21 protein-coding genes are annotated in these 24,360 nt (G+C 71.5%); 11 read left to right on the forward strand and 10 right to left on the reverse strand.

What is annotated here, in order from left to right; genetic code table 11:
• Window positions 1-113 precede the first annotated feature (113 nt).
• Window positions 114-2,045, forward strand: a complete 1,932-nt coding sequence (gene ftsH, locus RUR49_RS25710; protein ID WP_409149529.1) for an ATP-dependent zinc metalloprotease FtsH — start codon at window positions 114-116, stop codon at window positions 2,043-2,045.
• 101 nt (window positions 2,046-2,146) lie between these two features.
• Here the strand turns inward: ftsH and RUR49_RS25715 are convergent, their stop codons facing one another.
• The gene (locus tag RUR49_RS25715; RefSeq protein WP_409149531.1) at window positions 2,147-2,554 is read right to left on the reverse strand and encodes a hypothetical protein; all 408 of its coding nucleotides are present in this window, start codon (window positions 2,552-2,554) and stop codon (window positions 2,147-2,149) included.
• A gap of 222 nt (window positions 2,555-2,776) precedes the next feature.
• A complete protein-coding gene (locus RUR49_RS25720; protein WP_409149532.1) occupies window positions 2,777-3,079 on the reverse strand; it encodes a DUF3297 family protein in 303 nt (100 codons plus the stop codon).
• A 135-nt stretch (window positions 3,080-3,214) separates the two neighbouring features.
• Here RUR49_RS25720 and RUR49_RS25725 point away from each other — a divergent pair, with 135 nt between their 5' ends.
• From RUR49_RS25725 to RUR49_RS25735, 3 genes are read left to right on the forward strand one after another with little or no spacing between them, the layout of a single operon-like run.
• Window positions 3,215-4,108: a YgfZ/GcvT domain-containing protein gene (locus RUR49_RS25725; protein ID WP_409149534.1), complete on the forward strand. Its 894-nt coding sequence runs from the start codon at window positions 3,215-3,217 to the stop codon at window positions 4,106-4,108.
• A gap of 3 nt (window positions 4,109-4,111) precedes the next feature.
• A complete protein-coding gene (locus tag RUR49_RS25730) occupies window positions 4,112-4,783 on the forward strand; it encodes a hydrolase (protein ID WP_409149536.1) in 672 nt (223 codons plus the stop codon).
• Window positions 4,780-5,286 (forward strand): tyrosine phosphatase family protein, encoded by a 507-nt coding sequence (locus tag RUR49_RS25735; protein WP_409149538.1) that lies wholly within the window; start codon window positions 4,780-4,782, stop codon window positions 5,284-5,286. The genes RUR49_RS25730 and RUR49_RS25735 overlap by 4 nt, the downstream gene beginning before the upstream one ends.
• Before the next feature lie 18 nt (window positions 5,287-5,304).
• Here the strand turns inward: RUR49_RS25735 and RUR49_RS25740 are convergent, their stop codons facing one another.
• Complete coding sequence (locus RUR49_RS25740) at window positions 5,305-6,159, reverse strand: universal stress protein (protein ID WP_409149539.1); 855 nt, start codon at window positions 6,157-6,159, stop codon at window positions 5,305-5,307.
• 26 nt (window positions 6,160-6,185) lie between these two features.
• Window positions 6,186-7,676, reverse strand: a complete 1,491-nt coding sequence (locus tag RUR49_RS25745; protein WP_409149540.1) for a SulP family inorganic anion transporter — start codon at window positions 7,674-7,676, stop codon at window positions 6,186-6,188.
• A gap of 411 nt (window positions 7,677-8,087) precedes the next feature.
• Between RUR49_RS25745 and RUR49_RS25750 the strand changes: the two genes are divergently transcribed.
• Entirely contained in the window at window positions 8,088-9,167 is a 1,080-nt protein-coding gene (locus RUR49_RS25750; RefSeq protein ID WP_409149542.1) for an EamA family transporter, read from the forward strand.
• Between the two features lie 226 nt (window positions 9,168-9,393).
• Window positions 9,394-9,894: a PaaI family thioesterase gene (locus RUR49_RS25755; RefSeq protein WP_409149544.1), complete on the forward strand. Its 501-nt coding sequence runs from the start codon at window positions 9,394-9,396 to the stop codon at window positions 9,892-9,894.
• A 4-nt stretch (window positions 9,895-9,898) separates the two neighbouring features.
• Here the strand turns inward: RUR49_RS25755 and RUR49_RS25760 are convergent, their stop codons facing one another.
• The 6 genes from RUR49_RS25760 to RUR49_RS25785 form a co-directional block, all read right to left on the reverse strand.
• On the reverse strand, window positions 9,899-10,897 hold the full coding sequence (locus tag RUR49_RS25760; RefSeq protein ID WP_409149546.1) for an MDR family oxidoreductase: 999 nt from the start codon (window positions 10,895-10,897) through the stop codon (window positions 9,899-9,901).
• Between the two features lie 84 nt (window positions 10,898-10,981).
• Window positions 10,982-12,229 (reverse strand): MFS transporter, encoded by a 1,248-nt coding sequence (locus tag RUR49_RS25765; protein WP_409149547.1) that lies wholly within the window; start codon window positions 12,227-12,229, stop codon window positions 10,982-10,984.
• Between the two features lie 84 nt (window positions 12,230-12,313).
• Window positions 12,314-14,239, reverse strand: coding sequence for a putative bifunctional diguanylate cyclase/phosphodiesterase (locus RUR49_RS25770; RefSeq protein WP_409149549.1), 1,926 nt, complete (start codon window positions 14,237-14,239; stop codon window positions 12,314-12,316).
• Between the two features lie 138 nt (window positions 14,240-14,377).
• A complete protein-coding gene (gene uvrC, locus RUR49_RS25775; RefSeq protein ID WP_409149550.1) occupies window positions 14,378-16,399 on the reverse strand; it encodes an excinuclease ABC subunit UvrC in 2,022 nt (673 codons plus the stop codon).
• Between the two features lie 54 nt (window positions 16,400-16,453).
• Window positions 16,454-17,209 carry an SDR family oxidoreductase gene (locus RUR49_RS25780; RefSeq protein WP_409149551.1) on the reverse strand — a complete coding sequence of 252 codons (756 nt, stop codon included), beginning with the start codon at window positions 17,207-17,209 and terminating at the stop codon, window positions 16,454-16,456.
• Window positions 17,210-17,339: 130 nt separating this feature from the next.
• A complete protein-coding gene (locus tag RUR49_RS25785) occupies window positions 17,340-19,049 on the reverse strand; it encodes a carbamoyltransferase C-terminal domain-containing protein (RefSeq protein ID WP_409149552.1) in 1,710 nt (569 codons plus the stop codon).
• A gap of 269 nt (window positions 19,050-19,318) precedes the next feature.
• On the opposite strand from RUR49_RS25785, the gene RUR49_RS25790 reads away from it, so the two are divergent.
• Genes RUR49_RS25790 through RUR49_RS25810 form a run of 5 tightly spaced genes read left to right on the forward strand, consistent with a single transcriptional unit; the run spans window position 19,319 to window position 24,359 of the window.
• A complete protein-coding gene (locus RUR49_RS25790) occupies window positions 19,319-19,564 on the forward strand; it encodes a zf-HC2 domain-containing protein (protein ID WP_409149554.1) in 246 nt (81 codons plus the stop codon).
• The gene (locus RUR49_RS25795; protein ID WP_409149556.1) at window positions 19,561-20,946 is read left to right on the forward strand and encodes a tetratricopeptide repeat protein; all 1,386 of its coding nucleotides are present in this window, start codon (window positions 19,561-19,563) and stop codon (window positions 20,944-20,946) included. The genes RUR49_RS25790 and RUR49_RS25795 overlap by 4 nt, the downstream gene beginning before the upstream one ends.
• A 26-nt stretch (window positions 20,947-20,972) precedes the next feature.
• On the forward strand, window positions 20,973-21,476 hold the full coding sequence (locus tag RUR49_RS25800) for a hypothetical protein (RefSeq protein ID WP_409149558.1): 504 nt from the start codon (window positions 20,973-20,975) through the stop codon (window positions 21,474-21,476).
• Window positions 21,473-23,113 (forward strand): thiamine pyrophosphate-binding protein, encoded by a 1,641-nt coding sequence (locus tag RUR49_RS25805; protein WP_409149560.1) that lies wholly within the window; start codon window positions 21,473-21,475, stop codon window positions 23,111-23,113. The genes RUR49_RS25800 and RUR49_RS25805 overlap by 4 nt, the downstream gene beginning before the upstream one ends.
• Entirely contained in the window at window positions 23,097-24,359 is a 1,263-nt protein-coding gene (locus RUR49_RS25810) for an OpgC family protein (protein WP_409149562.1), read from the forward strand. The genes RUR49_RS25805 and RUR49_RS25810 overlap by 17 nt, the downstream gene beginning before the upstream one ends.
• The last annotated feature ends 1 nt before the right edge of the window (window position 24,360 follow it).

Raw genomic sequence — 24,360 nt, forward strand, 5'->3', positions numbered from 1 at the left:
CTCCGCGCCGGCCCTCAACTTGGCAGAGGCCTTCGCGAGACCTATCTTGCAGAGCGACAAGCGTCGGGGCGCGGGGGCCGAGGGCCCGTCCGACCCGGGGTGAAGGGTCCCTTATGAACAACATGTTCCGCAACCTCGCCCTGTGGGTCATCATCGGGCTTCTGCTGATTGCGCTGTTCCAGCTCTTCCAGAGCCCGACGAGCCGCACCGCCGCGCAGGAAATCCCGTTCTCGCAGTTCCTCAGCGATGTCGAGAGCGACAACGTCCGCTCGGTGGTGATCACCGACCAGAACATTACGGGCCAGTACGCCCGCAGCGGTGGCGGCACGTTCCAGACGTTCGCGCCGCGCGACGCCGGCTACATCGACAAGCTCGAAGCCAAGGGCGTGCAGATCACCGCGAAGCCGGCCGGCGAGAACTTCTCGCTGTTCAACATGCTGATCTCGTGGTTCCCGATGCTCTTGATCCTCGGCATCTGGCTGTTCGTGATGCGCCAGATGCAGGGCTCCGGCGGCAAGGCCATGGGCTTCGGCAAGTCGAAGGCGAAGCTCCTCACCGAGGCGCACGGCCGGGTGACGTTCGAGGACGTCGCCGGCGTCGACGAGGCGAAGGAGGATCTCCAGGAGATCGTCGACTTCCTGCGCGACCCGCAGAAGTTCCAGCGCCTCGGCGGCCGCATCCCGCGCGGCGTGCTGCTGGTCGGCCCTCCCGGCACCGGCAAGACCCTGCTCGCCCGCGCCATCGCCGGTGAAGCGAACGTGCCGTTCTTCACGATCTCGGGATCGGACTTCGTCGAGATGTTCGTCGGCGTCGGCGCGAGCCGCGTCCGCGACATGTTCGAGCAGGCGAAGAAGAATGCGCCCTGCATCATCTTCATTGACGAGATCGACGCGGTCGGCCGCCATCGCGGCGCCGGCCTCGGCGGCGGCAACGACGAGCGCGAGCAGACGCTGAACCAGCTGCTCGTCGAGATGGACGGCTTCGAGGCGAACGAGGGCATCATCCTGATCGCCGCCACCAACCGTCCGGACGTGCTCGACCCGGCGCTGCTGCGCCCGGGCCGCTTCGACCGCCAGATCGTCGTGCCGAATCCCGACGTCGTCGGGCGCGAGAAGATCCTCAAGGTGCACGTCCGCAAGGTGCCGCTGGCGCCGGACGTCAACCTCAAGATCCTCGCCCGCGGTACGCCGGGCTTCTCGGGCGCCGACCTGATGAACCTCGTCAACGAGGCGGCGCTGATGGCGGCGCGGCGCGGCAAGCGCCTCGTCACCATGGCCGACTTCGAGGACGCCAAGGACAAGGTGATGATGGGCGCCGAGCGGCGTACCCTCGTCATGACCGAGGACGAGAAGCGGCTGACCGCCTACCACGAGGGCGGCCATGCCGTGACGGCGCTGCACGTCACCGCCACCGACCCGGTGCACAAGGCGACGATCATCCCGCGCGGCCGTGCCCTCGGCATGGTCATGCAGCTGCCGGAGCGCGACAAGCTGTCGATGAGCTACGAGCAGATGATCTCGCGGCTCACCATCCTGATGGGTGGCCGCGTCGCCGAGGAACAGGTGTTCGGCAAGCAGAAGGTGACGTCGGGCGCCTCCTCCGACATCGAGCAGGCGACCAAGCTCGCCCGCGCGATGGTGACGCGCTGGGGCTTCTCCGACCAGCTCGGCACGGTCGCCTATGGCGAGAACCAGGACGAGGTCTTCCTCGGCATGTCGGTGTCGCGCCAGCAGAACATCTCCGAGGCGACGGCGCAGACGATCGACGCGGAGGTCAAGCGCCTCGTCGAGGAGGGCTACGCCGAGGCGACGCGGATCCTCACCGAGCATCGCGACGAGCTCGAGATCCTGGCGAAGGGGCTGCTCGAGTACGAGACGCTGTCGGGCGACGAGATCAAGAACCTCCTCGCCGGCAAGCCGCCGATCCGCGACACGGGTGATGATTCCGGCCCGCCGCGCCATTCGGTGGTGCCGACCACCGGCACCGGCAAGGCGCGCGGCAAGGGCGAGGGCGACGTCGGCCTGGAGCCGCAGCCGCAGGCCTGACGGGCGGGCTGCCGGCGAGGAGCCGCCGCACAACACGGAAAATGAAGGGGGCCGCCCATTGGGCGGCCCCTGTTGCATCTGACGTCAGAGGGAGCGGGGGCTCACCACTGCCGGGCGCCCTCGATCTTCAGCTTCTGCGACGCGCTCTTCGCCGTGCCCTGGACCTCGAGGAGACCATCAACCAATGCGCCGCGGGCCTGGATGACGAACTCGACGCGGCGCTGCTCGCGCAGAATCTGCGTCACGGTGCCGGTCATGCGGCAGGACGCGGCGACGGAGAGCGTGCCCTCGAGCGTGCCGAGCTCGGTCTCGAAGGCGGGGTCGTAGCAGCGGCTCTCGGTGATCCGGCCCTTGCTGTTGACCTCGAGCATGCACACCGACGGCGCGGTGGTGCGCAGCACGTGGACGCCGGCGACGGACTGGGGGCTGCACTTCTCGGCGGCGGCGGCGATGCCGGCCGAGGACAGCAAGGCAGCAACGGCGGCGGCGACGGTCGTCAGTTTTCTCATGATGGCTTCCTGCACATTGGAGGGTCGCAGCGGCCGCCCACTGTCGGGCGTCGCTGCACTCTGCGTTGCAGGTGCTACCGTCGATTGCCTCACGGGTCTGTGAAGCCGTTCACAGCCCTCGCCCCGCCGGCGTGCCGCGATCCCCGAACGCGGACGGGCCGCGGCGCCAGAAGCACCGCGGCCCGTTCGCCGGACGTTTGAGGAGGCTGGAGCCGGGCGGCCCTACTCGGCACCGCGCAGGTAGGGCTCGACCGGGCCCTGCAGCTTGAGCGTCAGCGGGCGACCCTTGCGGTCGCGGGCGGTGCCGGCGGAGACGCGGATCCAGCCCTCGCTGACGCAGTACTCCTCGACGTTGGTCTTCTCGGCGCCCCTGAACTTGATGCCGACGCCGCGCGTCAGCAGGTCCTCGTCGTAATAGGGGCTCGCCGGGTCGGTCGAGAGCCGGTCCGGCAGTGCCGGGGCGGCGGTCGCCTCGCTGCCCGTGGTCGCGGTCCCGGGGATCTCGGGGGTTTCGGGATCGGTCATGGCGGTCCTTCCGGCGGTGCGGTCGTTTCTGGCGGCCACTGGTAGCCATTCGCGGGCGGCGTGCCAACCCTCGCCGCGCTTGCCCCGCCCGCCCGCCTCGCCTATGTCGGGTGGTGCCGACGGGGAGGACTCAAGATGGCCGGAACCTTCGCGACCGAGCTCGCCGAGCGCGGCGTGGTGCGGGTCGGCGGGCCGGACGCGGCGCATTTCCTCAACAACCTCGTCACCTCCGAGGTGGAGCATCTCGCCGATGGCGAGGCCGCCTATGCGGCGCTTTTGACGCCGCAGGGCAAGATGCTGTTCGACTTCCTGGCGCTCCGCGAGGCGGATGGCTACCGCCTCGACACGGCCGCCGAGAACGCCGCCGCCCTCGCCCAGCGCCTCGGCTTCTACAAGCTGCGAGCGCGGGTGACGGTGGCCGATCTTTCCGCCGACGAGGCCGTGATCGCGTTCTGGGGCGGCGAGCCGCCGGCGACGCTGCCGGGCGTCGCCTACACCGATCCGCGGCTGCCGGCGCTCGGCAAGCGGGTGTTCGTGGCGCGCGGCTCGGTCGCCGGCGTGCTCGCCCTGCCCGGCCTCACCCGCACCGATTCCGGCGCCTTCCACGCCCACCGCGTCGCCCTCGGCGTGCCGGAGGGCGGGCGCGACTTCGCCTTCGGCGACGCCTTCCCGCACGACGCCGACATGGACGCGCTCGCCGGCATCGACTTCGCCAAGGGCTGCTATGTCGGCCAGGAGGTGGTGTCGCGGATGCAGCACCGCGGCACGGCGCGGCGGCGCATCGTCATGGCGAGCGCCGACGGCGCGCTGCCACCGGCGGGGACGGCGCTGACGGCCGGTGACCGGCCGGTCGGCACGCTGGGCACCGTGAGCGGCACCGCCGGGCTCGCCCTCGTCCGCCTCGACCGCGCCAAGGCCGCGATCGATGCCGGCCAGCCGATCGTCGCCGACGGCACCACGGTGACGCTCTCCATTCCGCCCTGGGCGAGCTTCGGCTGGCCGGCGACGGCGGCCGCCGAGGACGTCTGAGCCATGGCCGACCGCCCCGGGGCGCCGCCGCGCGCCTGGCAGCGCATGCTGTCGGGCCGGCGGCTCGACCTCCTCGACCCCTCCCCGCTCGATGTCGAGATCGCCGACATCGCCCACGGCCTCGCCCGCGTCGCCCGCTGGAACGGCCAGACCGCCGGCGCGCACGCCTTCTCCGTGGCGCAGCACTCGCTGCTGGTCGAGGAGATCGCCGCCGCGACGACGCCGAAGCTGACAGCGGACGAACGGCTGATCGTGCTCCTGCACGACGCCCCGGAATATGTCGTCGGCGACCTGATCTCGCCGTTCAAGGCGGTGCTCGGCGGCGACTACAAGGCGGTGGAGGCGCGGCTCCTGTCGGCGATCCACCGCCGCTTCGGCCTGCCGCCGGTGACGCCTCCTGCGCTGCACGCGGCGGTGAAGAAGGCCGACAGGGCGGCGGCCTATCTGGAGGCGACGCGGCTCGCCGGCTTTGCCACCAGCGAGGCCCGCCGCTTCTTCGGCACGCCCCCCGCCGGGGCCGACGCGATGACGCTGGAGCCGTGGCCGGCCGAACGCGCGGCCGAGAGCTTTCTCGCCCGCTTCCACGCCCTATGTTCCGAACGCGAGGAGCGTCGGCCGGATGCCGGTGCCCCCTCGCCGGCCAAGAACAGCCCGTCGCAAGGAGCGTCCCGATGATCTACGTCTGCTCGCTGAACCGCCTCGCCGAGACGGTGGAGCGGTCCGGCGCCCGCCACGTCGTCACGCTGATCAACGAGGGCACGCCGGTGGAGCGGCCGGCGGTGGTGACGCTCGACAACCACCTGCGCATCGGCATCAACGACATCGTCGAGGCGGCCGACGGGCTGGTGCTCGCCGGCTCGCCGCACGTCGAGACGCTGCTCGGCTTCGTGCAGCGCTGGGACCGGGCGACGCCGCTGGTCATCCACTGCTATGCCGGCATGAGCCGCTCGACGGCGGCCGCCTTCGTCACCGCCTGCGCGCTCGCCCCGCACCGCGACGAGCGCACGGTGGCCGAGGCGCTGCGGCGGGCCTCGCCGACGGCGACGCCGAACGCCCGGCTGGTGCGGCTCGCCGACGACCACCTCGGCCGCGAGGGCCGGATGGTGCGCGCCATCGACGGCATCGGCCGCGGCGCCTTCGCCGCCGAGGGTGAACCGTTCGTGCTGGCACTCGACTGAGGCGCGGCCGCGCTGGCTCTACCGGAACAAGAGCAGCGGCACCTTGCAGGAGCGGATCATCTCGGTGGTTGTCGAGCCGATGACGAGGGTGCGCAGGCGCGAGTGGCCGTAGGCGCCCATCACGACGAGACCGATGCCCTGCGCCTCGACGACGCCGGCGATGACGCTTTCGGCCTGCCCCGGCTGGACGGAAGCGGTGGCCGCGAGCCCGGCGTCGCGCAGACGACGGGCGGCGGCCTCGACGCCCGTCGTGATCTCCGGCGTCGGCGTGCCGACGCGCAGCACAACGATCTCGACGCCGTGCAAGAGCGGCGTCGCGGCGATGGCATCGACGGACTTGCGGGCGCTGGCACCGTCGTCGAAGGCGATCAGCGCCTTGCGGATCGGCTGGAAGGCGCGTGAGGTGACGAGGATCGGCCGGCTGCTCGAGCGCACCACCCGTTCGAGATTGGAGCCGAGGTGGAGGGAGGCGAAGTCGGCTGCCTCGCCGCGCTTGCCGATGACGAGGAGGTCGGCGCCGGCCTCGACCTCGGCCACCGCCTCCAGCAGATCGCCGTGGCGGAGCCGGGTCGTCACCTCGGCGACGCCCGCGTCGGCTAGGCGCTGCTTCGCCTGCTCGAGAATGAGGCGGCCGCGCTTCTGGGCGAGTTGGGCGTGCTCGCGATCGAAGGCGACGAGCTCTTCGAGCAGGGCGTCGCGGCCGTCGGCGCCGAGGCTGCCGCTGTAGTCGGCAGGCGGGCTGGCGGCGGTGCGGCGGCCGAGCACGTGCAGCACCTCGACCCCGGCGGCGAGCCGGCCGGCGGCCCAGGCGGCGTGGTCGCAGACGCTGGCGGCATAGACCGAAGCGTCGATGAGGGCGGTGATCTTCGCCACGGGCGTTTCCTCCTCAGATCTCGGTCTCAGTGGCCGGACAGGCGCTCGAGGGCGCCGGGCTTGTCGTAGATCGAGAGCCGCTCGACGATCGTCTCACTCGCCGCGTTGAGGCCGACGATCTCGACGTCGGCGCCCTCGCGGCGGAACTTCAGCACCACCGTGTCGAGCGCGGCGACGCTGGAGATGTCCCAGATATGCGCCGCCGAGACGTCGATCGTCACCCGTTCGAGGGCCTCCTTGAAGTCGAAGGCGGCGGCGAACTCGTCGGCCGAGGCGAAGAACACCTGGCCCTCGACGCGGTAGGTACGCGCCGTGCCGTCCTCCGACAATGTGGAGGTGACGCGGAACAGCCGGGCGACCTTCCACGAGAAGAAGATGCCGGAGAGCAGCACGCCGATCAGAACGCCGATGGCGAGGTTGTGGGTGGCGACGACGCCGACGACGGTCGCGACCATGACGATGCTGGAGCTCACCGGATGGGTGCGCAGGTTGAGGATCGACGACCATGAGAAGGTGCCAATCGAGACCATGATCATGATGGCGACGAGGGCCGCCATCGGGATCATCGCCACCCACTCGCCGAGTACGACGATGAGGAACAAGAGGAACGCGCCGGCGCAGAAGCACGACAGCCGGCCGCGGCCGCCGGACTTCACGTTGATGACGGACTGGCCGATCATCGCGCAGCCGGCCATGCCGCCGATGAAGCCGGTGGCGATGTTGGCGATGCCCTGGCCGACGCACTCGCGCGCCTTGTCGCTGCGGGTGTCGGTGAGGTCGTCGACGATCGAGGCGGTCATCAGCGATTCGAGCAGGCCGACCGCTGCCACCGCCGCCGAATAGGGCAGCACGATCCAAAGCGTCTCGAGCGTGAAGGGCACGTCGGGGATGAGGAACACCGGCAGCGACGACGGCAGCTCGCCCATGTCGCCGACGGTGCGCAGGTCAAGCCCGAGGGCGAGCGAGACGGCGGTGAGCACGAGGATGCAGACGAGCGGCGACGGCACGATCCGGGTGAGGCGCGGCAGCAGGTAGATGATGGCGAGGCCGGCGGCGATCATCGGATAGGTGAGCAGCGGCACGCCGATCATCTCCGGCACCTGGGCGAGGAAGATCAGGATCGCCAGGGCGTTGACGAAGCCCGTCATCACCGAGCGCGAGACGAAGCGCATGACGAGGTTCAGCCGCAGTGCCCCGGCGATCACCTGCAGGATGCCGGCGAGCACGGTGGCGACGAGCAGGTATTGCAGCCCGTGTTCCTTGACGAGGGTCACCATCAGGACCGCGGTCGCGGCGGTGGCGGCCGAGATCATGCCCGGCCGGCCGCCGACGAACGCGATGATGACCGCGATCGAGAAGGACGCGTAGAGGCCGATCTTGGGGTCGACGCCGGCGATGATCGAGAAGGCGATCGCCTCGGGGATGAGAGCGAGCGCGACGACGAGGCCGGCGAGGATGTCGCCGCGGATGTTGCCGAACCATTCGGTGCGCAGGCGGGCGAGCGAGGAGTGGGCCACGGATAGGCTCCATGCCGGCGAAACGCCGCGGAGGCGGATCGATGGGAAGCGGAAAAGGGCGGATTGGCGGAGAGTGACCGTCACGGCAGCGGCGTCGTCACAGGCGCGCGGCTCCTCGGGGGAGCGGCGTCACAGGCCGGACGACGGTGGGTTGCGGCTGCCTACATGGGTGACGGATGATCCCTGGCCGGCATGCTGCAATGCAGCGGACAGCCTGTCCTAACCGCCTCGACGATAGGCGACAAGGCGAAAGTCGTCCGGCGATGTCCCGCGGGGAATGACCGGCAGGCTTCCGCGGGCGGTTTGGCCCCGGCACGATCCGGCCTGCCGCGTTGACCGCCGGCCCGTGGCTCCCGACAATGCACCGCCGTCGGGGCCAGGCCCGGAGCCGCGACGCGGAGACCGCCGCAGATGAGCCGATCCGCCAGCCGAACCGTCGGTCCGCTTCTGGGGCTCGGCGCAGCGGTCCTGTTCGGCGCCAGCACGCCGTTCGCCAAGCTTTTGCTCGACGGCGGCCTCGGGCCGTGGCTGCTGGCGGGGCTGCTCTACCTCGGCGCCGGGCTCGGACTGGGCCTGATCCATCTCGCCGGCCGGCTGCGTGCGGGCCCCGTCGGCGAGGCGCCGCTCAGGCGCGCCGACCTGCCGTGGCTGGCGCTGGTGGTGCTGACCGGCGGCGTCGTCGGTCCCGTGCTGCTGATGGTCGGCCTCACCACCACCGCCGCCTCGAATGCGGCGCTGCTGCTCAATCTCGAGGGGCTGGCGACGATGGCGATCGCCTGGCTGGTGTTTCGCGAGAGCGTCGACCGCCGGCTGCTCACCGGCGCGGCGGCGATCCTCGCCGGCGCCCTCCTGCTGTCGTGGCCCGCCGGGGACGGCGGCGGCGCGGACGGCGGGGTCGGCCTCGGGGCCCTGGCGATCGTCGGCGCCTGCCTCGCCTGGGGCATCGACAACAACCTGACGCGCAAGCTCAGCAGCGCCGATCCAGTCGCGATCACCATCGTCAAGGGGCTGGCGGCGGGGACCACCAACACGGTGCTCGCCATCGCGCTCGGCGCCTCGCTGCCACCGGTGGCGACGATCGCCGGTGCGGCCGCGGTCGGCTTCCTCGGCTACGGGGTGAGCCTCGTGCTGTTCGTCCTGGCGCTGCGCCACGTCGGCACGGCCCGCACCGGCGCCTATTTCTCGACGGCACCCTTCATTGGCGCGGCGCTGGCGGTGCCGCTGCTCGGCGACGCGGTGACGCCGCTGCTCGTCGCCGCCGCCGCCCTGATGGCCGTCGGCGTCTACCTCCACCTGACGGAGCGGCACGAGCACGATCACACCCACGAGGAGATGGCGCACGAGCATCGCCACGTCCACGACGAGCACCACCGCCACGACCACGGTCCCGACGATCCGGTGGGCGAGCCGCACAGCCATCCCCACCGGCACCGGGCGCTGCGCCACCGCCACGCCCACACGCCCGACCTGCACCACCGCCACAACCACTGAGCCGTGGGCTCGGTCCACGAAAACGGCCCGCCCCGGCGGGACCGGGACGGGCCTGGAGGCAATCGGATGGTGAGCAATCGGCGGGAGCGGAAAAGTGGCGGATCTGAACGGGAGAGGCGTCGAAAAGTCGTGTGCCTTGGGAGCGAACGAGGCCACCCTAGGCCGCGATGGCCCGGCCGGCTGTGACGGGCGACACAGGCGAGACGCTTTGAGGAGCAGGACCTTCGTGACGACACCGCAGCAGGCCTCGCCGCCGATGCTCGACCCCGAGACGATCGCCACCACCACCGGCCTCGAGCAGTTGCAGGCGATCGCCGACGGCCGCATCGCCTCGCCGGCCATGGCGGTGACGCTCGGCTACCGCCTGACCGAGGTCGAGCACGGTCGCGCCGTGTTCACCGGCACGCCGAACGAGGCGGTGCTGAACCCGATGGGGGCGGTGCACGGCGGCTGGGCGGCGACGCTGCTCGATTCGGCGCTCGCCTGCGCCGTCCACTCGACGCTCGCGAAGGGCCAGACCTACACGACCGTGGAGATGAAGCTGAACTACACCCGCGCAATCCGGCCGGGGATGCGGCTCGTCTGCGAGGGCCGCATCGTCCACCGCGGCAGCCGCCTCGCCACCGCCGAGGGGACACTGAAGGACGAGGCCGGCAAGCTCTACGCCCACGGGACGGAGACCTGCATGATCTTCGCCGCGACAGAGGGGCATCCGTCGCGCGGGTGAGGTCTCAGCCGCCGACCTCGACGACGATGCGTCCGCGGACCTTGCCGGCGAGGATGTCCGGGGCCACGCCGATGACCGCCTCAAGCGGCAGCGTCGTCGTCATGGCGGCGAGCTTGTCGCGGTCGAGATCGGTGGCGAGGCGGTCCCACGCCTCGCGGCGGCGCGTCACCGGCGCCATGACGGAATCGATGCCCAGCAGCGAGACGCCGCGCAGGATGAACGGCGCGACCGACGACGGCAGGTCCATGCCGCCGGCGAGCCCGCAGGCCGCCACAGCCCCGCCGTAGCGGGTGGAGGCCAGCACGTTCGCCAAAGTGTGGCTGCCGACCGAATCGATGCCGCCGGCCCAGCGCTCCTTTCCGAGCGGTCGGGCGGGCTGGGAGAGCTCGGCGCGATCGATCACGTCCGTGGCGCCGAGGCCCTTCAGGTAGTCCGCCTCCTCCGGCCGACCGGTGGACGCGATCACCGTGAAGCCGAGGCCGGCGAGCAGCGCGATCGCCACCGAGCCCACGCCGCCGGCCGCTCCCGTCACCACCACCGGGCCGCTCGAAGGCGTCAGGCCGGTGCGCTCCAGCGCCAATACGGCGAGCATGGCGGTGTAGCCGGCGGTGCCGATCGCCATCGTCTCGGCAGCGCCGAGGCCCTCGGGGCGGGCGAGCAGCCAGTCCTTGCGGACGCGGGCGCGGCCGGCATAGCCGCCCATGTGGGTCTCGCCGACGCCCCAGCCGTTGAGGATCACCGGGTCGCCGGCGTGGAAGGACGAGCAGCCGGAGGTGATGACGGTGCCGGCGAGGTCGATGCCGGGGATCATCGGGAAGCGGCGCACCACCGGCGCCTTGCCGGTGACGGCGAGGCCGTCCTTGTAGTTGATGGTGGAATGGCTGACGGCGACGGTGACGTCGCCCTCCATCAGGTCGTCGAGACCGAGCTCGACGAGTTCGGCCGGACGCTGCTGCTTCGTCGCCTCGTCACGGGTGACGAGGATCGCCTTGAAACGCTCCACCGGCCGGCCTCCCGTTTTTTGCCCTCGCGACGATTTGAGCGCGGCGGGGGCCTCGGGCGCAAGCCTCTCGGGCGAGGCGAAGCGTCAGGCCGTTCGCAGGCGGGCGACGGGAGCCTCGCTGATCGGCCAGTGGACGAGGGCCGCGAAGACGCCGAGACCGATCGAGATGTACCAGACCACGTCGTAGGAGCCGGTCTGGTCGTAGAGGCGGCCGCCGAGCCAGACGCCGAGGAAGGCGCCGATCTGGTGGGAGAAGAACACGAAGCCGAACAGGGTCGCCATGTAGCGCGGGCCGAACATCACGGCGACGAGGCCGGAGGTGAGCGGCACCGTCGACAGCCAGAGCAGGCCCATGGCGGCGGCGAAGACGAGCACGCTCGCCGGCGACACGGGGACCAGGATGAACAGCAGGATCACCACCGAGCGGGCGAGATAGATGAAGGCGAGCGACTTCTGCTTCGGCAGGCGCTGGCCGAGGAAGCCCGCCCCGAGGGAGCCGATGATGTTGAACAGGCCGATGAGGGCGATCGCCCAGGCACCCCAGCCCGGGGCGAGGCCCATGTCGGCGATGAACGGCGGCAGGTGAGTGGTGATGAAGGCGACGTGGAAGCCGCAGACGAAGAAGCCGATGACGAGCAGCACGTAGGAGCCGTGGCCGAAGGCCTCGCGCAGCGCCTGCGGGATCGACTGCGCCGGGCCGGTGTGGACGGCACCGCGGCCGCGCAGCGCGGTGGCGAGCGGGATGATCGCCAGCATGCCGACGCCGAGGATGATCAGCGCCGTGTCCCAGCCGAAGGCGTCGATCAAAGCGAGGCCAAGGGGCGCGAACAGGAACTGGCCGAGAGAGCCTGCGGCGGTACCGATGCCGAAGGCGATCGAGCGCTTCTCCGGCGTGACGGCGCGGCCGAAGGCGGCGAGCACGATCGAGAACGAGGCGGCGGCGAGGCCGAGACCGAGGAAGACGCCGAGGAAAAGCTGCAGCATCAGCCCGGAGGTGACGGAGGCGGTACCGATCAGGCCGATGGCGTAGAGGATCGCGCCGGCGACGAGGACGCGGCCGGTGCCGTAGCGGTCGGCGACCATGCCGGCGATCGGCTGGCCGGCGCCCCAGAGCAGGTTCTGGATGGCGATGGCGAGCGCCGCCACCTCGCGCGACCAGCCGCGCGCCTCGATCATCGGCGTGAAGAACAGCCCGAGCGCCGAGCGCGGGCCGAAAGAGATGATGGCGATCAGGCAGCCGGCGCCGATGATGAAGGGCAGCGCCTGGGCGGCGACGGCGACGGGGGTCGCGTGCGGGCCGGCGGCAGCCGGCTTCGACGAGGACGCGGACATGACGGGCCTTTCGCAGAGGCGGCCGCGGGGCGGAGGCCGGCAGGCGCGAAAGGGACGCTACTCTGATTGGTGGGTAATCTCACATCACTTTTTTTGATGATTACGAGGGTGTGGCGGCGCCACTTTCCACGCCCCGCTGGCCACCTTTTGCCGAAGCACGTCGGCCGGCCCCGGCCTCGCCATCAGATAGCCCTGCGCGAGCGGGCACCCCACGGCTATGAGCCGGTCCGCCTGCTCCCGCGTCTCCACCCCTTCCGCGATCACCGCCATGCCGAGACGGTGGCCGATGTCGATCATCGTGTCGACGATGACGGCGCTGGCGGGGTCATCAAGCATGACCGAGACGAAGCTCCTGTCGATCTTGATGACATCGACCGGGAAGCTCTTCAGGTGGGTGAGCGATGCGTAGCCGGTGCCGAAGTCATCGAGGGCGAGATGCACCCCGCGCTTGCGCAATCCGCCGATGGTGCTGGCGACGATCGCATCATCGCCGTCCATCATCGCCTTCTCGGTGACCTCGAGGACCAGATGGTCGAGCGGCACATCGTAGCGCGAGAACGCCCGGACGACGCGGGCCTCGAGATCGCCCCGCTCGAGGTCTCCCGTCGAAACGTTGAGGCCGAACAGCAGCGGCGGCAGGCCCTGGTCGCGCCAGCGTCGCAACTCGGCGGTGATCTCGTTCAGCATCAGCCCCGTGAGGTCGTAGGTGATCCTCGGGTCCGTCAGGGCCTGCTGGAAGTCCTTCGCCTGCACGAGCGAACCGTCGGGCAGCATCATGCGCGCCAGCGACTCGACGCCGGTGACGATGCCCGTCCGGAGGTCGAACACCGGCTGGAAATAGGGGATGATCCGCCCCTCGCGCAGTGCGTTGCTGACGGTGCGGACCGACTTCGCGCGCCCCCCCGACTCCTCGCGGAACTCCTCGCGAAACTTCAGGAAACCGCCGCGGCGGGTGTGCTTTGCCTTCTCGAGGGCGAAGTCGGCGTTCTGACGGAGGGCGTCCGGGTCGTCGCCGTCCTCGCCCTGCAGGACGCCGCCGACGGTGATGTGCATCGGCACGGTCTGGCCATCGGTGACGAAGCGCGCCCCGACCAGGCGGAGCAGACGCTGCGCCGCAGACGCCAGCCGGCGGTTGCTCGGGCAGTCGGCGACGAGGACGGCGAACTCGTCGCCTCCCAGCCGGAACGCACGGCCCGGTACGCGGGCGTCGCCGAGGCGTCTCGCCAGTTCGGAAATGAGGGCATCTCCGGCGTCGTGTCCGAGCGTGTCGTTGATCGCCTTCAGGCCGTCGATATCGAACAACAGCATCCCGGTCCGCGTCCCGGCATCGGCGACGGCGGTGCGCAGGGCCTCCAGGAAGTGGCTGCGGTTGGGCAGGCCGGTGAGCACATCGTAGTAGGCGAGGCGATGGTTGCGGGACCAGATCTGGTCGTGCTCGATGGCGATGGCGCACAGGTGGACGCACGCCCGGACGATCTGCCGCTGCTGGTCGTCGGAGCCGCGCCGCTGCCGGCTGTAGAAGGCGAAGGTGCCGACGACGCGACCATCGCGCGCGATGATCGGCGTCGACCAGCACGAAACGATGCCGTGCGGCAGCACGGCATCGCGATAGGCCGCCCAGAGCGGATCGGTGGCGATGTCGACGACCTCCACCTCGCGGGCGTGATGAGCCGCGGTGCCGCACGACCCGACGGCCGGCCCGATCGCCAGGCCGTTGAAGGCCGTCTCGAACTCGGCCGGCAGCGACGGGCAGGCGAGATGCTGGAGGCGGCCTTCGGCATCCACCGTCAGCACCGATGCGAGGACCCCCGGAACGAGCGCCTCGACCCGGCGGCACAGGAGCGCCGCGACGTCGCCCAGCATCCGGCCGGAGGCCACCGCTTCGAGGATTTCGTTCTGGAGCCGGAGCAGCGCCTCGAACGAGGCGGCGTGGCGGGCCGGGCTCTTCAGCGGCGGCTCCCCGGCCGCCGGTGCCGGCCCCACCGGGGCGGCGTCGGGAAAACAACCCATGAAAGCCCAGCCTCCCCGCAGAGGGGTCAAGAAGCGATGTTAGGTCAGCCCAGGACGCCGCACCAGTGGCCGGTTGGTTTCAGCTGCAAGTATCGATAACGCCCCGCTAGCCGCGCTCCGACCGGCGACGCCCCACCGTCAGCCGCGCCCGTCATGGAAGTGCGCATGGATGGCCCGCGCGAGGCTTTCGGAGACGCCGTCGACGGTCATCAAATCTTCGACACCGGCGCGCGCGATCGCCTTGGCGGTGCCGAAGTGGCGCAGCAGCGCCCGCTTGCGCGTCGGGCCGATGCCGGCGACCTCGTCGAGCGGGTTGGCGACGAACTCCTTCGAGCGGCGGGCGCGGTGCGTGCCGATGGCGAAGCGGTGCGCCTCGTCGCGCAGTCGCTGCACGAAATAGAGTACCGGGTCGCGGATCGGCAGGCGGAACGGCGCCCGGCCGGGGATGTGGAAGGTCTCGCGGCCGGCATCGCGGTCGGCGCCCTTGGCGACGCCGACCAGCGGCAGGTCGGTGATGCCGAGCTCGGCGAGGACGAGTTGGGCGGCGGCGAGTTGCCCGGCCCCGCCGTCGATCAGCACGAGGTCGGGCCAGGGGCGGACCGTCTCGGCGCTCGCCTCAGCCGCCTCCCCCTCGTCCGCATCACCCGTGGCGACGGCCGGGGCCTCCGGACGCGGGCCGGCTTCCTTCAGGAGGCGGGCGAAGCGGCGCGTCAGCACCTCGCGCATCATGCCGAAGTCGTCGCCGGGGGTGAGGTCGGTCGAGCGGATGTTGAAGGTGCGGTATTGCCCCTTCACGAAGCCCTCGGGGCCGGCGACGACCATCGCGCCGACGGCGTTCGTCCCCATGATGTGGGAGTTGTCGTAGACCTCGATGCGGCGCGGCGGGCCGGCGAGCCCGAAGGCGCCGGCGAGACCCTCGAGCAGCATCGTCTGGCTCGACGTCTCGGCGAGGCGGCGGCCGAGCGCCTCGCGGGCGTTGGTCAGCGCGTGGTCGACGAGGTCGCGCTTCTCGGCGCGCTGCGGCGTGGCGATCTCGACGCGGCGGCCGGCCCGCTCCGACAGCGCCTCGGCCAGCAGCGCCTGTTCGGGCAAGGCGTGGGAGACCAGCACGAGCCGCGGCACAGGCTTGTCGTCGTAGAACTGCGCGACGAAGCTCTCCAGCACCTCGGCCGGCTCGAGCGTGGGGTCCGCCTTCGGGAAGTAGCCGTGGTTGCCCCAGTTCTGGCCGGTGCGGAAGAAAAACACCTGGATCGCCGTCTGCCCGCCCTCCTGATGGAGGGCGAAGACGTCGGCCTCCTCGACGCCGCGCGGATTGATGCCCTGGTGGGACGAGACGTGCGACAGCGCCGCCAGGCGGTCGCGGTAGACGGCGGCGCGCTCGAAGTCGAGATCGGCCGAGGCCGCCTCCATGGCGGTCGCGAGCTCCGACTTCACCGCGGCGCTGCGACCGGTGAGGAAGGCGCGGGCCTCGCGCACCAGTTCGCCGTAGGTCGCAAGATCCACCTCCCCCGTGCAGGGGGCGGCGCAGCGCTTGATCTGGTGGAGGAGGCACGGCCGCGTCCGGCTCGCGTAGACCGCATCGGTGCAGGAGCGGATCAGGAACGCCTTCTGCAGGGCGTTGATCGTCCGCCCCACCGCGCCGGCCGAGGCGAAGGGGCCGAAATAGTCGCCCTTGCGGTTGCGCGCGCCGCGGTGCTTGAGGATCTGCGGCGCCTCGTGGTCGCCGGTGATCAGGATGTAGGGGAACGACTTGTCGTCGCGCAAAAGCACGTTGAAGCGCGGGCGCAGGCGCTTGATGAGGTTCGCCTCGAGCAGCAGCGCCTCGGTCTCGGTGCGGGTGGAGACGAACTCCATCGCCGCCGTCGCCTGCACCATGCGCAGGATGCGGGTCGAGACGTTGATCGGCCGGGCGTAGGAGGCGACGCGCTTCTTCAGGCTGCGCGCCTTGCCGACATAGAGGACGTCGCCCTTGGCGTCGATCATCCGGTAGACGCCGGGGCCGTTTGGCAGGCGCTTGACGATCTCGGCGATCACCTCGACGCCGCGGCGCACCGGCCCCGCCGCCGCCTCGGTGAGCGTGGTCGCCGGCGCCTCGACCGGATCGACCACCAGATCGGCGGACGGGTCGGAGGGATCGTTGGGGGTTGTCGGGTCGGTCATCGCTCACGGGCCGCCGGGGGCGGCGGCAGGTCTTCAACTCGCGTTACGTCGGTCCTATTCGCCGACGCCTACGACGTCGGGTGTCTCCCACGCAAGGTGCTGGCCACCGTCGAGGGCGATCATCTGCCCGGTGATCGACGGCGTCGCCACCAGGAAATCGACCGTGCGGGCGAAATCGGCGAGCGACGGGCCGGCGCCCATCGGCACGGCGGCCTTCTGGCGGGCGAAGTCCTCCGGCTGCTGGCGCTCGCTCTTCAGCGTCGGGCCGGGGCCGATGGCGACGACGCGCACCCGCGGTGCGAGCGCCTGTGCCATCGTCTGCGTCGCCCACCACAGCCCCGCCTTCGACAGGCTGTAGGAGAAGAACTGCGGCGTCGGCTTCCACACCCGCTGGTCGATGATGTTGATCACGAGGCCGTCGGCGCCATCCGGCAGGCGGGCGGCGAGCCGGCTCGCCAGCAGGCACGGCGTCTCCAGGTTGACCGCGAGGTGGTGCCGGAGCGGGGTCGGTTCAAGGCTGTCGGCAGCATCGACCTCGAACACCGAGGCGTTGTTGACGAGCACGCCGAGCGGCCCGACCTCGGCGGCGGCGGTGTCGATCAGGGCGGCCGCGGCAGCGGGATCGGCGAGGTCGGCGACGACGATCGTCGCACGACCGCCGCCCGCCCGGATCTCTCCCGCCAGCACCTCGGCTTCCGCGGCTGAGCGGTTGCAGTGGATGGCGACGGCGAAGCCGGCCTCGGCGAGGCCGCGCGCGATGGCGGCGCCGATGCGGCGTCCACCCCCGGTGACGAGGGCGGCGGGCGGCATGGTGGCAGGAATTGTCCTGGCAGGTGGCATCGCGATCCCCCGTTCGCGCTATCGAGCCCGCTACATGGAGCCGATGCCCCGGCCTGCAAGGCCGAACAGCCAGCCGGCAGGGTGAGCGAGGCGCCGCCGATCAGGCCGTCGGCGCGAAGGACCAGACGGCCTGCTTCGTCGTGACGTAGTCGACGCGGCCGTCCTTCAGCGCCTTCACGCACTCGGCCGGGGCGTTGATGATCGGCTCCTCGTGGGCGTTGAAGGAGGTGTTGATCAGCACCGGCAGCCCGGTCTGCTTCTCATAGGCCGTCAGGATGTCGTGATAGACCGGGTTCTGCTCGCGCTCGACCAGCTGCGGGCGCGCCGTCCCGTCGACGTGGACGACCGCCGGGATGCGCTCATGCCAGGCCTTGGCGACGTCGCAGGTGATCGTCATGAAGCGGGCGGAATACGCCATGTTGGCGCCGAGCAGGAACGGCTCGGCGGCGCGGTCGGCGCGCACGACGGGTGCGAACGGCATGAACTCGGTGCGGTCGAGCCGCTTGTTCATCCAGTCGTTGATGCGCCGGTCGGTTGCCGACGCCAGGATGGTGCGGGCGCCGAGCGCCCGCGGCCCGTACTCCATGCGGCCGAGATAGGTGCCGACGATCTTGCCGTCGGCGACGAGCCCGGCCACCGCCGTGGCGACATCGCCGGTGGCGACAGCGGTGGCGCCGGCCTGGCGGAAGGCGTCGTCAGCGACGTCGTCATAGTCGCGGCCGAAATAGACGTCGTTGAGGGTATAGCGCTCGCCGAGCCAGCGCGGCAGGCCGTCACGGGACAGCAGGAAGTCGAGCACGCCGCCGGCCGGCTCGCCGCAATCGGTCATCGCCGGGTAGACGAATACCTCCTCGAACGGGAAGCGCTCGGCGAGGCGCTGGTTGAGCTTGACGTTGGAGAACACGCCGCCGGCGACGCCGAGTCCCTTCGGCTTGTCGCGGCCGACGATGCGGTCCATCGCCTCCAGCATCACACTTTCCAGCACCCCCTGCACGGAGGCGGCGACGCCGTCGCGCGGGCCATGCTTGGCGATGCGGCGGATGGCGTCGCGGATGGTGCGGCGCGAGGCGGTCGCCTCGATGCGGCCGTCAGGGGTGACCCGGTAGAAGGCGCGCAGCTCGTCGAAGAAGACCGGCTGGCCGAAGGCGGCGAGGCCGAGGACCTTGCCCTCGTGGCGCATCGGGCGGAAGCCGAGCGCCTCGGTGGCGTCGTGATAGAGGCGGCCCATGGCGCTCTCGCGCCTCTGCGCGCGGCCGCGGATGAGGCTCTCCGCCTCGCCGCCGATCGGCGCCGTCAGCTGGCCGTCCTTCAGGCGATAGAGCGAGTAGTAGACGCGGTCGCCGTAGCCATCGGCGGTCCAGGCGACGGCGTCGTCGCTCTGCATGTGGAAGAGCGCGGCGAGCGCGTGCGCCTTGTGGTGGTTGTAGAAGTGGATGCGCGCGTCCGGCCGGAAGCCGTGGTCGGCGAGCCAGCGGGCGCCGTCGAACAGGGCGAGCGGATCGGCCGTGCCCCAGAACGCCATCTCGCGGATGAGCTCGTGCGAGCGCAGACCGCCAAGGCCGATCACGTCGACGAGCTTCCTGTGGAAATAGCGCGGCTCGTACTTGGTGCGCGGCAGGCAGACGACGTCGACGTCGCCGCGGGTGGCACCGGCGATCGACAGGCACTCGTCCACCGCCTCGGCCGGGAAGCGGTAGCCGTCGCCCTTGATGCGGGTGAGGCGCTCGAGGGCCACCGCTGCCTTCAGCCGGTAGTCCTCGAACACCGCGGCGGAGGCATCGTGTCGGTCGTAGGCGCCGAGAATCAGCATGCGAACTCCACTCCCGGCGACGCGCGCAGGTGACGGGCGCAAGTGACGGGCGGGCCGGGTTTAGACGGTTCGCGCGGCGGCATAAAGCCCCGCGCACGCCCATCCGCCGCACCAGCCCCGCGGGAGCGGCGGGACGATTCCCTTGCGCCGGCGCGTAACGCCGCGGTTCTCCGCAGCGAAAGATCATCACGATGGCGCTGTAACGTTTCTCGCGGACGGGAGTCTCAGGAACATGGACGTCCAGGCGGACGGGATGGCGAGAGGACCGGATGCTGAGCTGTCGTCAGGTGACCGAGCGGGCGAGCGAGGCCGTCGACGGCAGGCTGCCCTTGCTCGCGCGGCTCGAGCTCAGGCTGCATCTGATGATCTGCGAGGGGTGCCGAACGTACATCGAGCAGATGCGGGGGCTGAAGACGATGCTCCGCCACCGGCCACCTGTGCGGCCGACGGCGGGGGCGGAGGCGGCGGTACTGGCCGCGCTCCGTGTCAGCGACGAGGAGACCCCGCGCCGATGAACGCCCTGCCGCCCTTCCGCTCGCCGCGCTCCGCCCACGGCGAGCGAGACGCCTACGGCTTCTCCCATGCCACCGCCGACGAGACGGCGCTGACCGCCTTCGCCGAGGCGGTGTGGGCGGTCTGCGCCCATCGCCCGGAGGCCGGGCCGGCACTGGGGCGGGCGCTCGCCGCCGACCCGCAGATGGCGGCGGCCCACGCGCTGCGCGGCTTCGCCTCCGTCGTGCTCGCCCGCAGCGAGTGCATGGCGGCGGCCCGCGGCCACCTCGCCGCGGCGCGGACGGCGCTCGCCGAGCGGCCGCCGACCATGGACGAGATCACGCTCGTCGAGGCTCTCGGGCTCGCCGTCGACGGCCATCTCGCGGCGGCGGCCGACCGGCTCGACGTGCGCCTCGGCGCGGCGCCGGACGCGCTGTTGCTGATCAAGCTGTCGCAGGCGCTGCGTTTCATGCGCGGCGACCTTCCCGGCATGGCCCGGCTAACGACGGCGACCATCGCCCGCATCAGCGACCGGACGCCCGGCTACGGCTTCGTGCTCGGCTGCCACGCCTTCACGCTCGAGGAGAGCGGCGACTATGGCCTCGCCGAACGCGTCGGCCGCGCCGCCGTCGAGCGCGAGCCGCACGACGCCTGGGGCCTGCACGCCGTCGCCCACGTCTACGAGATGACCGGCCGCAGCGCCGCCGGCATCGACTGGCTGGAGGCGACGCGCGGCGCCTGGGGCGGCTGCAACAACTTCGCCTTCCACGTCGCCTGGCACCTCGCCCTCTTCCATCTCGAGGCCGGCGACACCGAGCGGGTGCTGGCGCTCTACGACGCCGAGGTGCGGCCGCAGCCGACCGACGATTTCCGCGACGTCGCCAACGCCGTCTCGCTGTTGTGGCGGCTCGGCCAGCACGGCGTCGACGTCGGCGCGCGCTGGGAGGAGCTCGCCGAGATCGCCCGTCGCCGGCGCACCGAGACGACGCTGATCTTCGCGAGCCTGCACAACCTGCTCGCCCTCAAGGGCAGCGGCGACGAGACCGCGGCGAGCGAGCTCGCCGAGGCGATCGGCCGCCACGGCCTCTTCGGCACCGACGACCAGGCGAGCGTCGCCGGCAGCGTCGGCGCCGACCTCGCCCGCGTCATCGTCGACGGCGCGGGCGGTGCGGCGGTGCCCGACATCGCCCGCCGCCTGCCCGCCATCGGCGGCAGCCACGCCCAGCGCGACGTCTTCGTGCGCACCCTCGCGGTCGCCGCCGCCTCCGGCGGCGACGCAGAGGCGACGATGCGCGTCAGTGCGATCCGCTGCGAACAGCGGCGGGCCGACCGCTTCGAGGCCTCGCTGCGCGCCGCGCTCGACCGCACGCGGGCGCCGGCCGGCGCCGCGGCGGCGCCCGTCTGAATCATCACCCCGGGGGGACCCGTAAGATGTCGACCGCCTCCACCGCCCGCGTCGCGGCCAGTCCGCTTGTGCCGCCCCTGACGCTCGGCACGCTCGTCACCGCCGTCATGGCGGGTGCGGCAGCCGACATCGCCTGGGAGGTCTGGGCGCGGCTGATCACGCCGTTCTGGGTCGGCGGTCCGCTCGAGCCGGCCGGGCTGGTGCAGTCGGTGTTCGGCCTGTCGAGCCGGCCGGCGGCCGAGCTCATCCACCTCGTCGTCGGCGTGGTGTTCTACCCGCTCGGCTACCTGTACATCGCCCGGCCGCTCGCCCGGCTGATCCTGCCGATGCTGCCGTGGTGGCTGGTCGGCGCCGGCTTCGGCGTCGGGCTGTGGGTGTTCGCGCTCTATGTGATGGCGCACCTGATCGCCGGTCTGCCGCCCTTCCTCGGCTTCATCACGCTGACCTGGGCCTCGCTCGTCGGCCACATCATCTTCGGCGTCGTCACGGCCGCGGTCGTGCGCTGGCGCGACGGGAGCCGGGCTGCGTGAGCCGGGTCGCCGACGTCGCGGCGGCGACGCTCGCAGCCCACGGGGTCCGCCTCGCCTTCGGCATGCCCGGCGGCGAGGTGGTGACGTTCGTCGACGCGCTGGCCAGCGCCGACATCCGCTTCGTGCTCGCCCGCAACGAGACGGCGGCGGCGATGATGGCCGCCGGCGCGTCGACGCTCGGCGGCGCCCCGGGCCTGCTCGTCACCACGCTCGGGCCGGGGCTCGCCAACGCCGTCAACGGCATCGCCGACGCGGCGCAGGAACACATCCCGCTGATCGTCGTCTCCGGTGTCGTCGAGCGCGGCGTGCGGTCCCGCTATACCCACCAGATCGTCGACCACGCGGCGCTGCTCAGGCCGCTGGTCAAGGCGAGCTTCGAGATCGAGTCTGCCGGCGTGGCGGCGACGGTGCGCCGGGCGATCCATCTCGCCACGACGCCGCCCTATGGCCCCGTCCACCTCGACCTCGCCCCCGACACGGCGGCGCTCGCGACGACCGAGCCCATGCCGAAGCGGGCCCCGCGCACGACCGTCGCGGCCATCGACGCCCGCCATGCCGCGATCGACACCCTGCGCGGCCGGCTAGGCAAGGCGGTGCGGCCACTCGTCATCGCCGGCTTCGACACGGTGCGGCTCGGCGGGCCGAACGGCAGCGCCGCCCGCAACGGCGACACCCGCGGCGTGCTGGCGCGGCTCGCGGCGCGCGGCGTGCCGGTGCTGACCACCTACAAGGCGAAGGGTGCCCTCGACGAGCGGCTGTCGAACGCCCTCGGCGCCGCCGGTCTCTCGCCGCTCGCCGACGGCGTGCTGAAGCCGCTCGTGGCGGCCGCCGACCTCGTGCTGCTGGTCGGCTACGACCCGATCGAGATGCGGCCGGGCTGGCTCGACCCGTTCGCCGATCCCGACATCGTGGTGGAGCTCACCCGCCACCCGGTCGATCACGGCATGCATCTCGCCGGCACGACCATCCTCGCCGATCCGCTGGAGGTGCTGGCGGCGGTGGAGAAGGGCTTGTCCGAGCACCGCTTCTGGCAGGGCGGCGAGCCGGCGGCGGCGAAGGCCGAACTCGCCCGCCTGTTCGCGCCACCGTCCTCGTGGGGGCCGCACGCGGTCGTCGACGGGCTGGCGGCGGCGCTGCCGGACGATGCGGTGGTGACGGTCGACAGCGGCGCCCACCGCATCCTGTTCTCGCAGCGCTACCCGGCGCGACGGCCGCTGTCGGTGCTGCAGTCTTCTGGCTGGTGTACGATGGGGTCGGCGATCCCGCTCGCCATCGGCGCAAAGCTCGCCGCCCCCCGTCAGCCGGTGGTGGCGCTTCTGGGCGACGGCGGCCTGGAGATGACGCTCGGCGAGCTCGCGACGCTGCGGGACGCGGGCCTGCCGGTGGTGGTGGTGGTCCTGCAGGACGAGAGCCTGGCGCTCATCGAGCTGAAGCAGGCGAAGGCCGGGCTGGCGCTCGCCGGCGTGCGGCTCGGGGCGACGCGCTTCGAGGCGGTGGCGGAGGCCTTCGGCGGCACCGGCGTGCGCGTGGCCGATGCTGCGTCGTTCGAGGCGGCGGTGCGGGCGGGGCTTTCGCGCGACGCCTTCACCGTCATCGTCTGCGAGATCGAGGCGAGCGATTATGTCGACCGGATCTGAGGCCCAGGCGCACGGTCAGCCGGCGCACGGGGCGACCGCCCACCTCCTGCCCGCGCGGCGGCCGCGCGATCCGCGGCTCGACTTCTTCCGCGGCGCCGGCATGTTCATCATCCTGATCGCCCACGTGCCGTGGAACGGCTGGGCGCAGTGGATCCCCGCCCGCTTCGGCTTCTCCGACGCCACCGAGATCTTCGTGTTCTGCTCGGGCATGGCCTCGGCCATCGCCTTCGGCGGCGTCTTCGACCGCGCCGGCTGGCTCGTTGGGGCGGCGCGCGTGCTCTACCGGGTCTGGCAGATCTACTGGGCCCACATCTGCCTGACGCTGCTCCTGATCACCGTGCTCGTCGTCATCGACGCGCGCACCGGCGACGATGCCTATCTGCGAGCGCTCAACCTCCACCACCTGTTCGCCGACCCGAAGGCCGGCCTCGTCGGGCTGTTCACGCTCACCTACGTGCCGAACTATTTCGACATCCTGCCGATGTACCTCGGCATCCTCGCCCTGCTGCCGGCGATGATGATCGCCGAGCGCGCCGGGCCGCTGTGGCCGATCGCGCTGTCGGTGGCGATCTGGCTGGTCGCGGGGCTGCGGCTGGCGGAGTTGCCGGCCGACCCGTGGACCGACCGCACCTGGTACTTCAACCCGTTCGCCTGGCAGCTGATCTTCTTCCTCGGCTTCGGCTTCCAGCGCGGCTGGCTGCCGGTGCCGGCCTTCGACCGGCGACTGCTGGCGCTCGCCCTCGCCGTGGTCGTGCTGACCGTGCCATTCGCATGGCACCGGCTGCACTTCTACGTGCCGGAGCTGCGCCCGATGAACGAGGCCCTGTTCCTCGTGATCGACAAGACGCACCTGGGCATCCTGCGCGTCGTCCACTTCCTGGCGCTCGCCTATCTCGCCATGCTCGCCGCCGGCGAGGGCGGGCGGCGGCTCGCAGCGCTCGGGCGTTTGTCGACGATCTCGCAGCTCGTCGGCCGGCAGGCGCTGCCGGTGTTCATGACCGGCATCATCCTGGCGCAGCTGCTCGGCGTCTTCCTCGACATCGCCGGGCGCGACCTCCTCACCTACGCGATCGCCAACCTCGCGGGCTTCGCCGTGCTCATCGCCACCGCGGCGATCGCCGAGTGGTTCAAGAACCCGCCATGGGCTCGGCGCGCACCGGCCCCGCCGCGGGTGGCGGCACCCGCGTCCGCTGGACATCCCGCGCCGAACGCACCGGCGGCGCCGACCGCCCCAGCGCGGGGATGAC

The sequence above is a fragment of the Pseudoxanthobacter sp. M-2 genome (assembly GCF_046156265.1).
GTDB lineage: Bacteria > Pseudomonadota > Alphaproteobacteria > Rhizobiales > Segnochrobactraceae > CAMDHY01.

Coding starts and splice junctions, on each gene's coding strand:
- RUR49_RS25735 (WP_409149538.1), top strand. CDS start 4,780: ATGATCTACGTCTGCTCGCTGAACCGCCTCGCCGAGACGGTGGAGCGG.
- RUR49_RS25715 (WP_409149531.1), bottom strand. CDS start 2,554: ATGAGAAAACTGACGACCGTCGCCGCCGCCGTTGCTGCCTTGCTGTCC.
- RUR49_RS25765 (WP_409149547.1), bottom strand. CDS start 12,229: ATGTCCGCGTCCTCGTCGAAGCCGGCTGCCGCCGGCCCGCACGCGACC.
- RUR49_RS25720 (WP_409149532.1), bottom strand. CDS start 3,079: ATGACCGATCCCGAAACCCCCGAGATCCCCGGGACCGCGACCACGGGC.
- RUR49_RS25800 (WP_409149558.1), top strand. CDS start 20,973: ATGTCGACCGCCTCCACCGCCCGCGTCGCGGCCAGTCCGCTTGTGCCG.
- RUR49_RS25770 (WP_409149549.1), bottom strand. CDS start 14,239: ATGGGTTGTTTTCCCGACGCCGCCCCGGTGGGGCCGGCACCGGCGGCC.
- RUR49_RS25785 (WP_409149552.1), bottom strand. CDS start 19,049: ATGCTGATTCTCGGCGCCTACGACCGACACGATGCCTCCGCCGCGGTG.
- uvrC (WP_409149550.1), bottom strand. CDS start 16,399: ATGACCGACCCGACAACCCCCAACGATCCCTCCGACCCGTCCGCCGAT.
- RUR49_RS25725 (WP_409149534.1), top strand. CDS start 3,215: ATGGCCGGAACCTTCGCGACCGAGCTCGCCGAGCGCGGCGTGGTGCGG.
- RUR49_RS25790 (WP_409149554.1), top strand. CDS start 19,319: ATGCTGAGCTGTCGTCAGGTGACCGAGCGGGCGAGCGAGGCCGTCGAC.
- RUR49_RS25750 (WP_409149542.1), top strand. CDS start 8,088: ATGAGCCGATCCGCCAGCCGAACCGTCGGTCCGCTTCTGGGGCTCGGC.
- RUR49_RS25730 (WP_409149536.1), top strand. CDS start 4,112: ATGGCCGACCGCCCCGGGGCGCCGCCGCGCGCCTGGCAGCGCATGCTG.
- ftsH (WP_409149529.1), top strand. CDS start 114: ATGAACAACATGTTCCGCAACCTCGCCCTGTGGGTCATCATCGGGCTT.
- RUR49_RS25780 (WP_409149551.1), bottom strand. CDS start 17,209: ATGCCGCCCGCCGCCCTCGTCACCGGGGGTGGACGCCGCATCGGCGCC.
- RUR49_RS25795 (WP_409149556.1), top strand. CDS start 19,561: ATGAACGCCCTGCCGCCCTTCCGCTCGCCGCGCTCCGCCCACGGCGAG.
- RUR49_RS25810 (WP_409149562.1), top strand. CDS start 23,097: ATGTCGACCGGATCTGAGGCCCAGGCGCACGGTCAGCCGGCGCACGGG.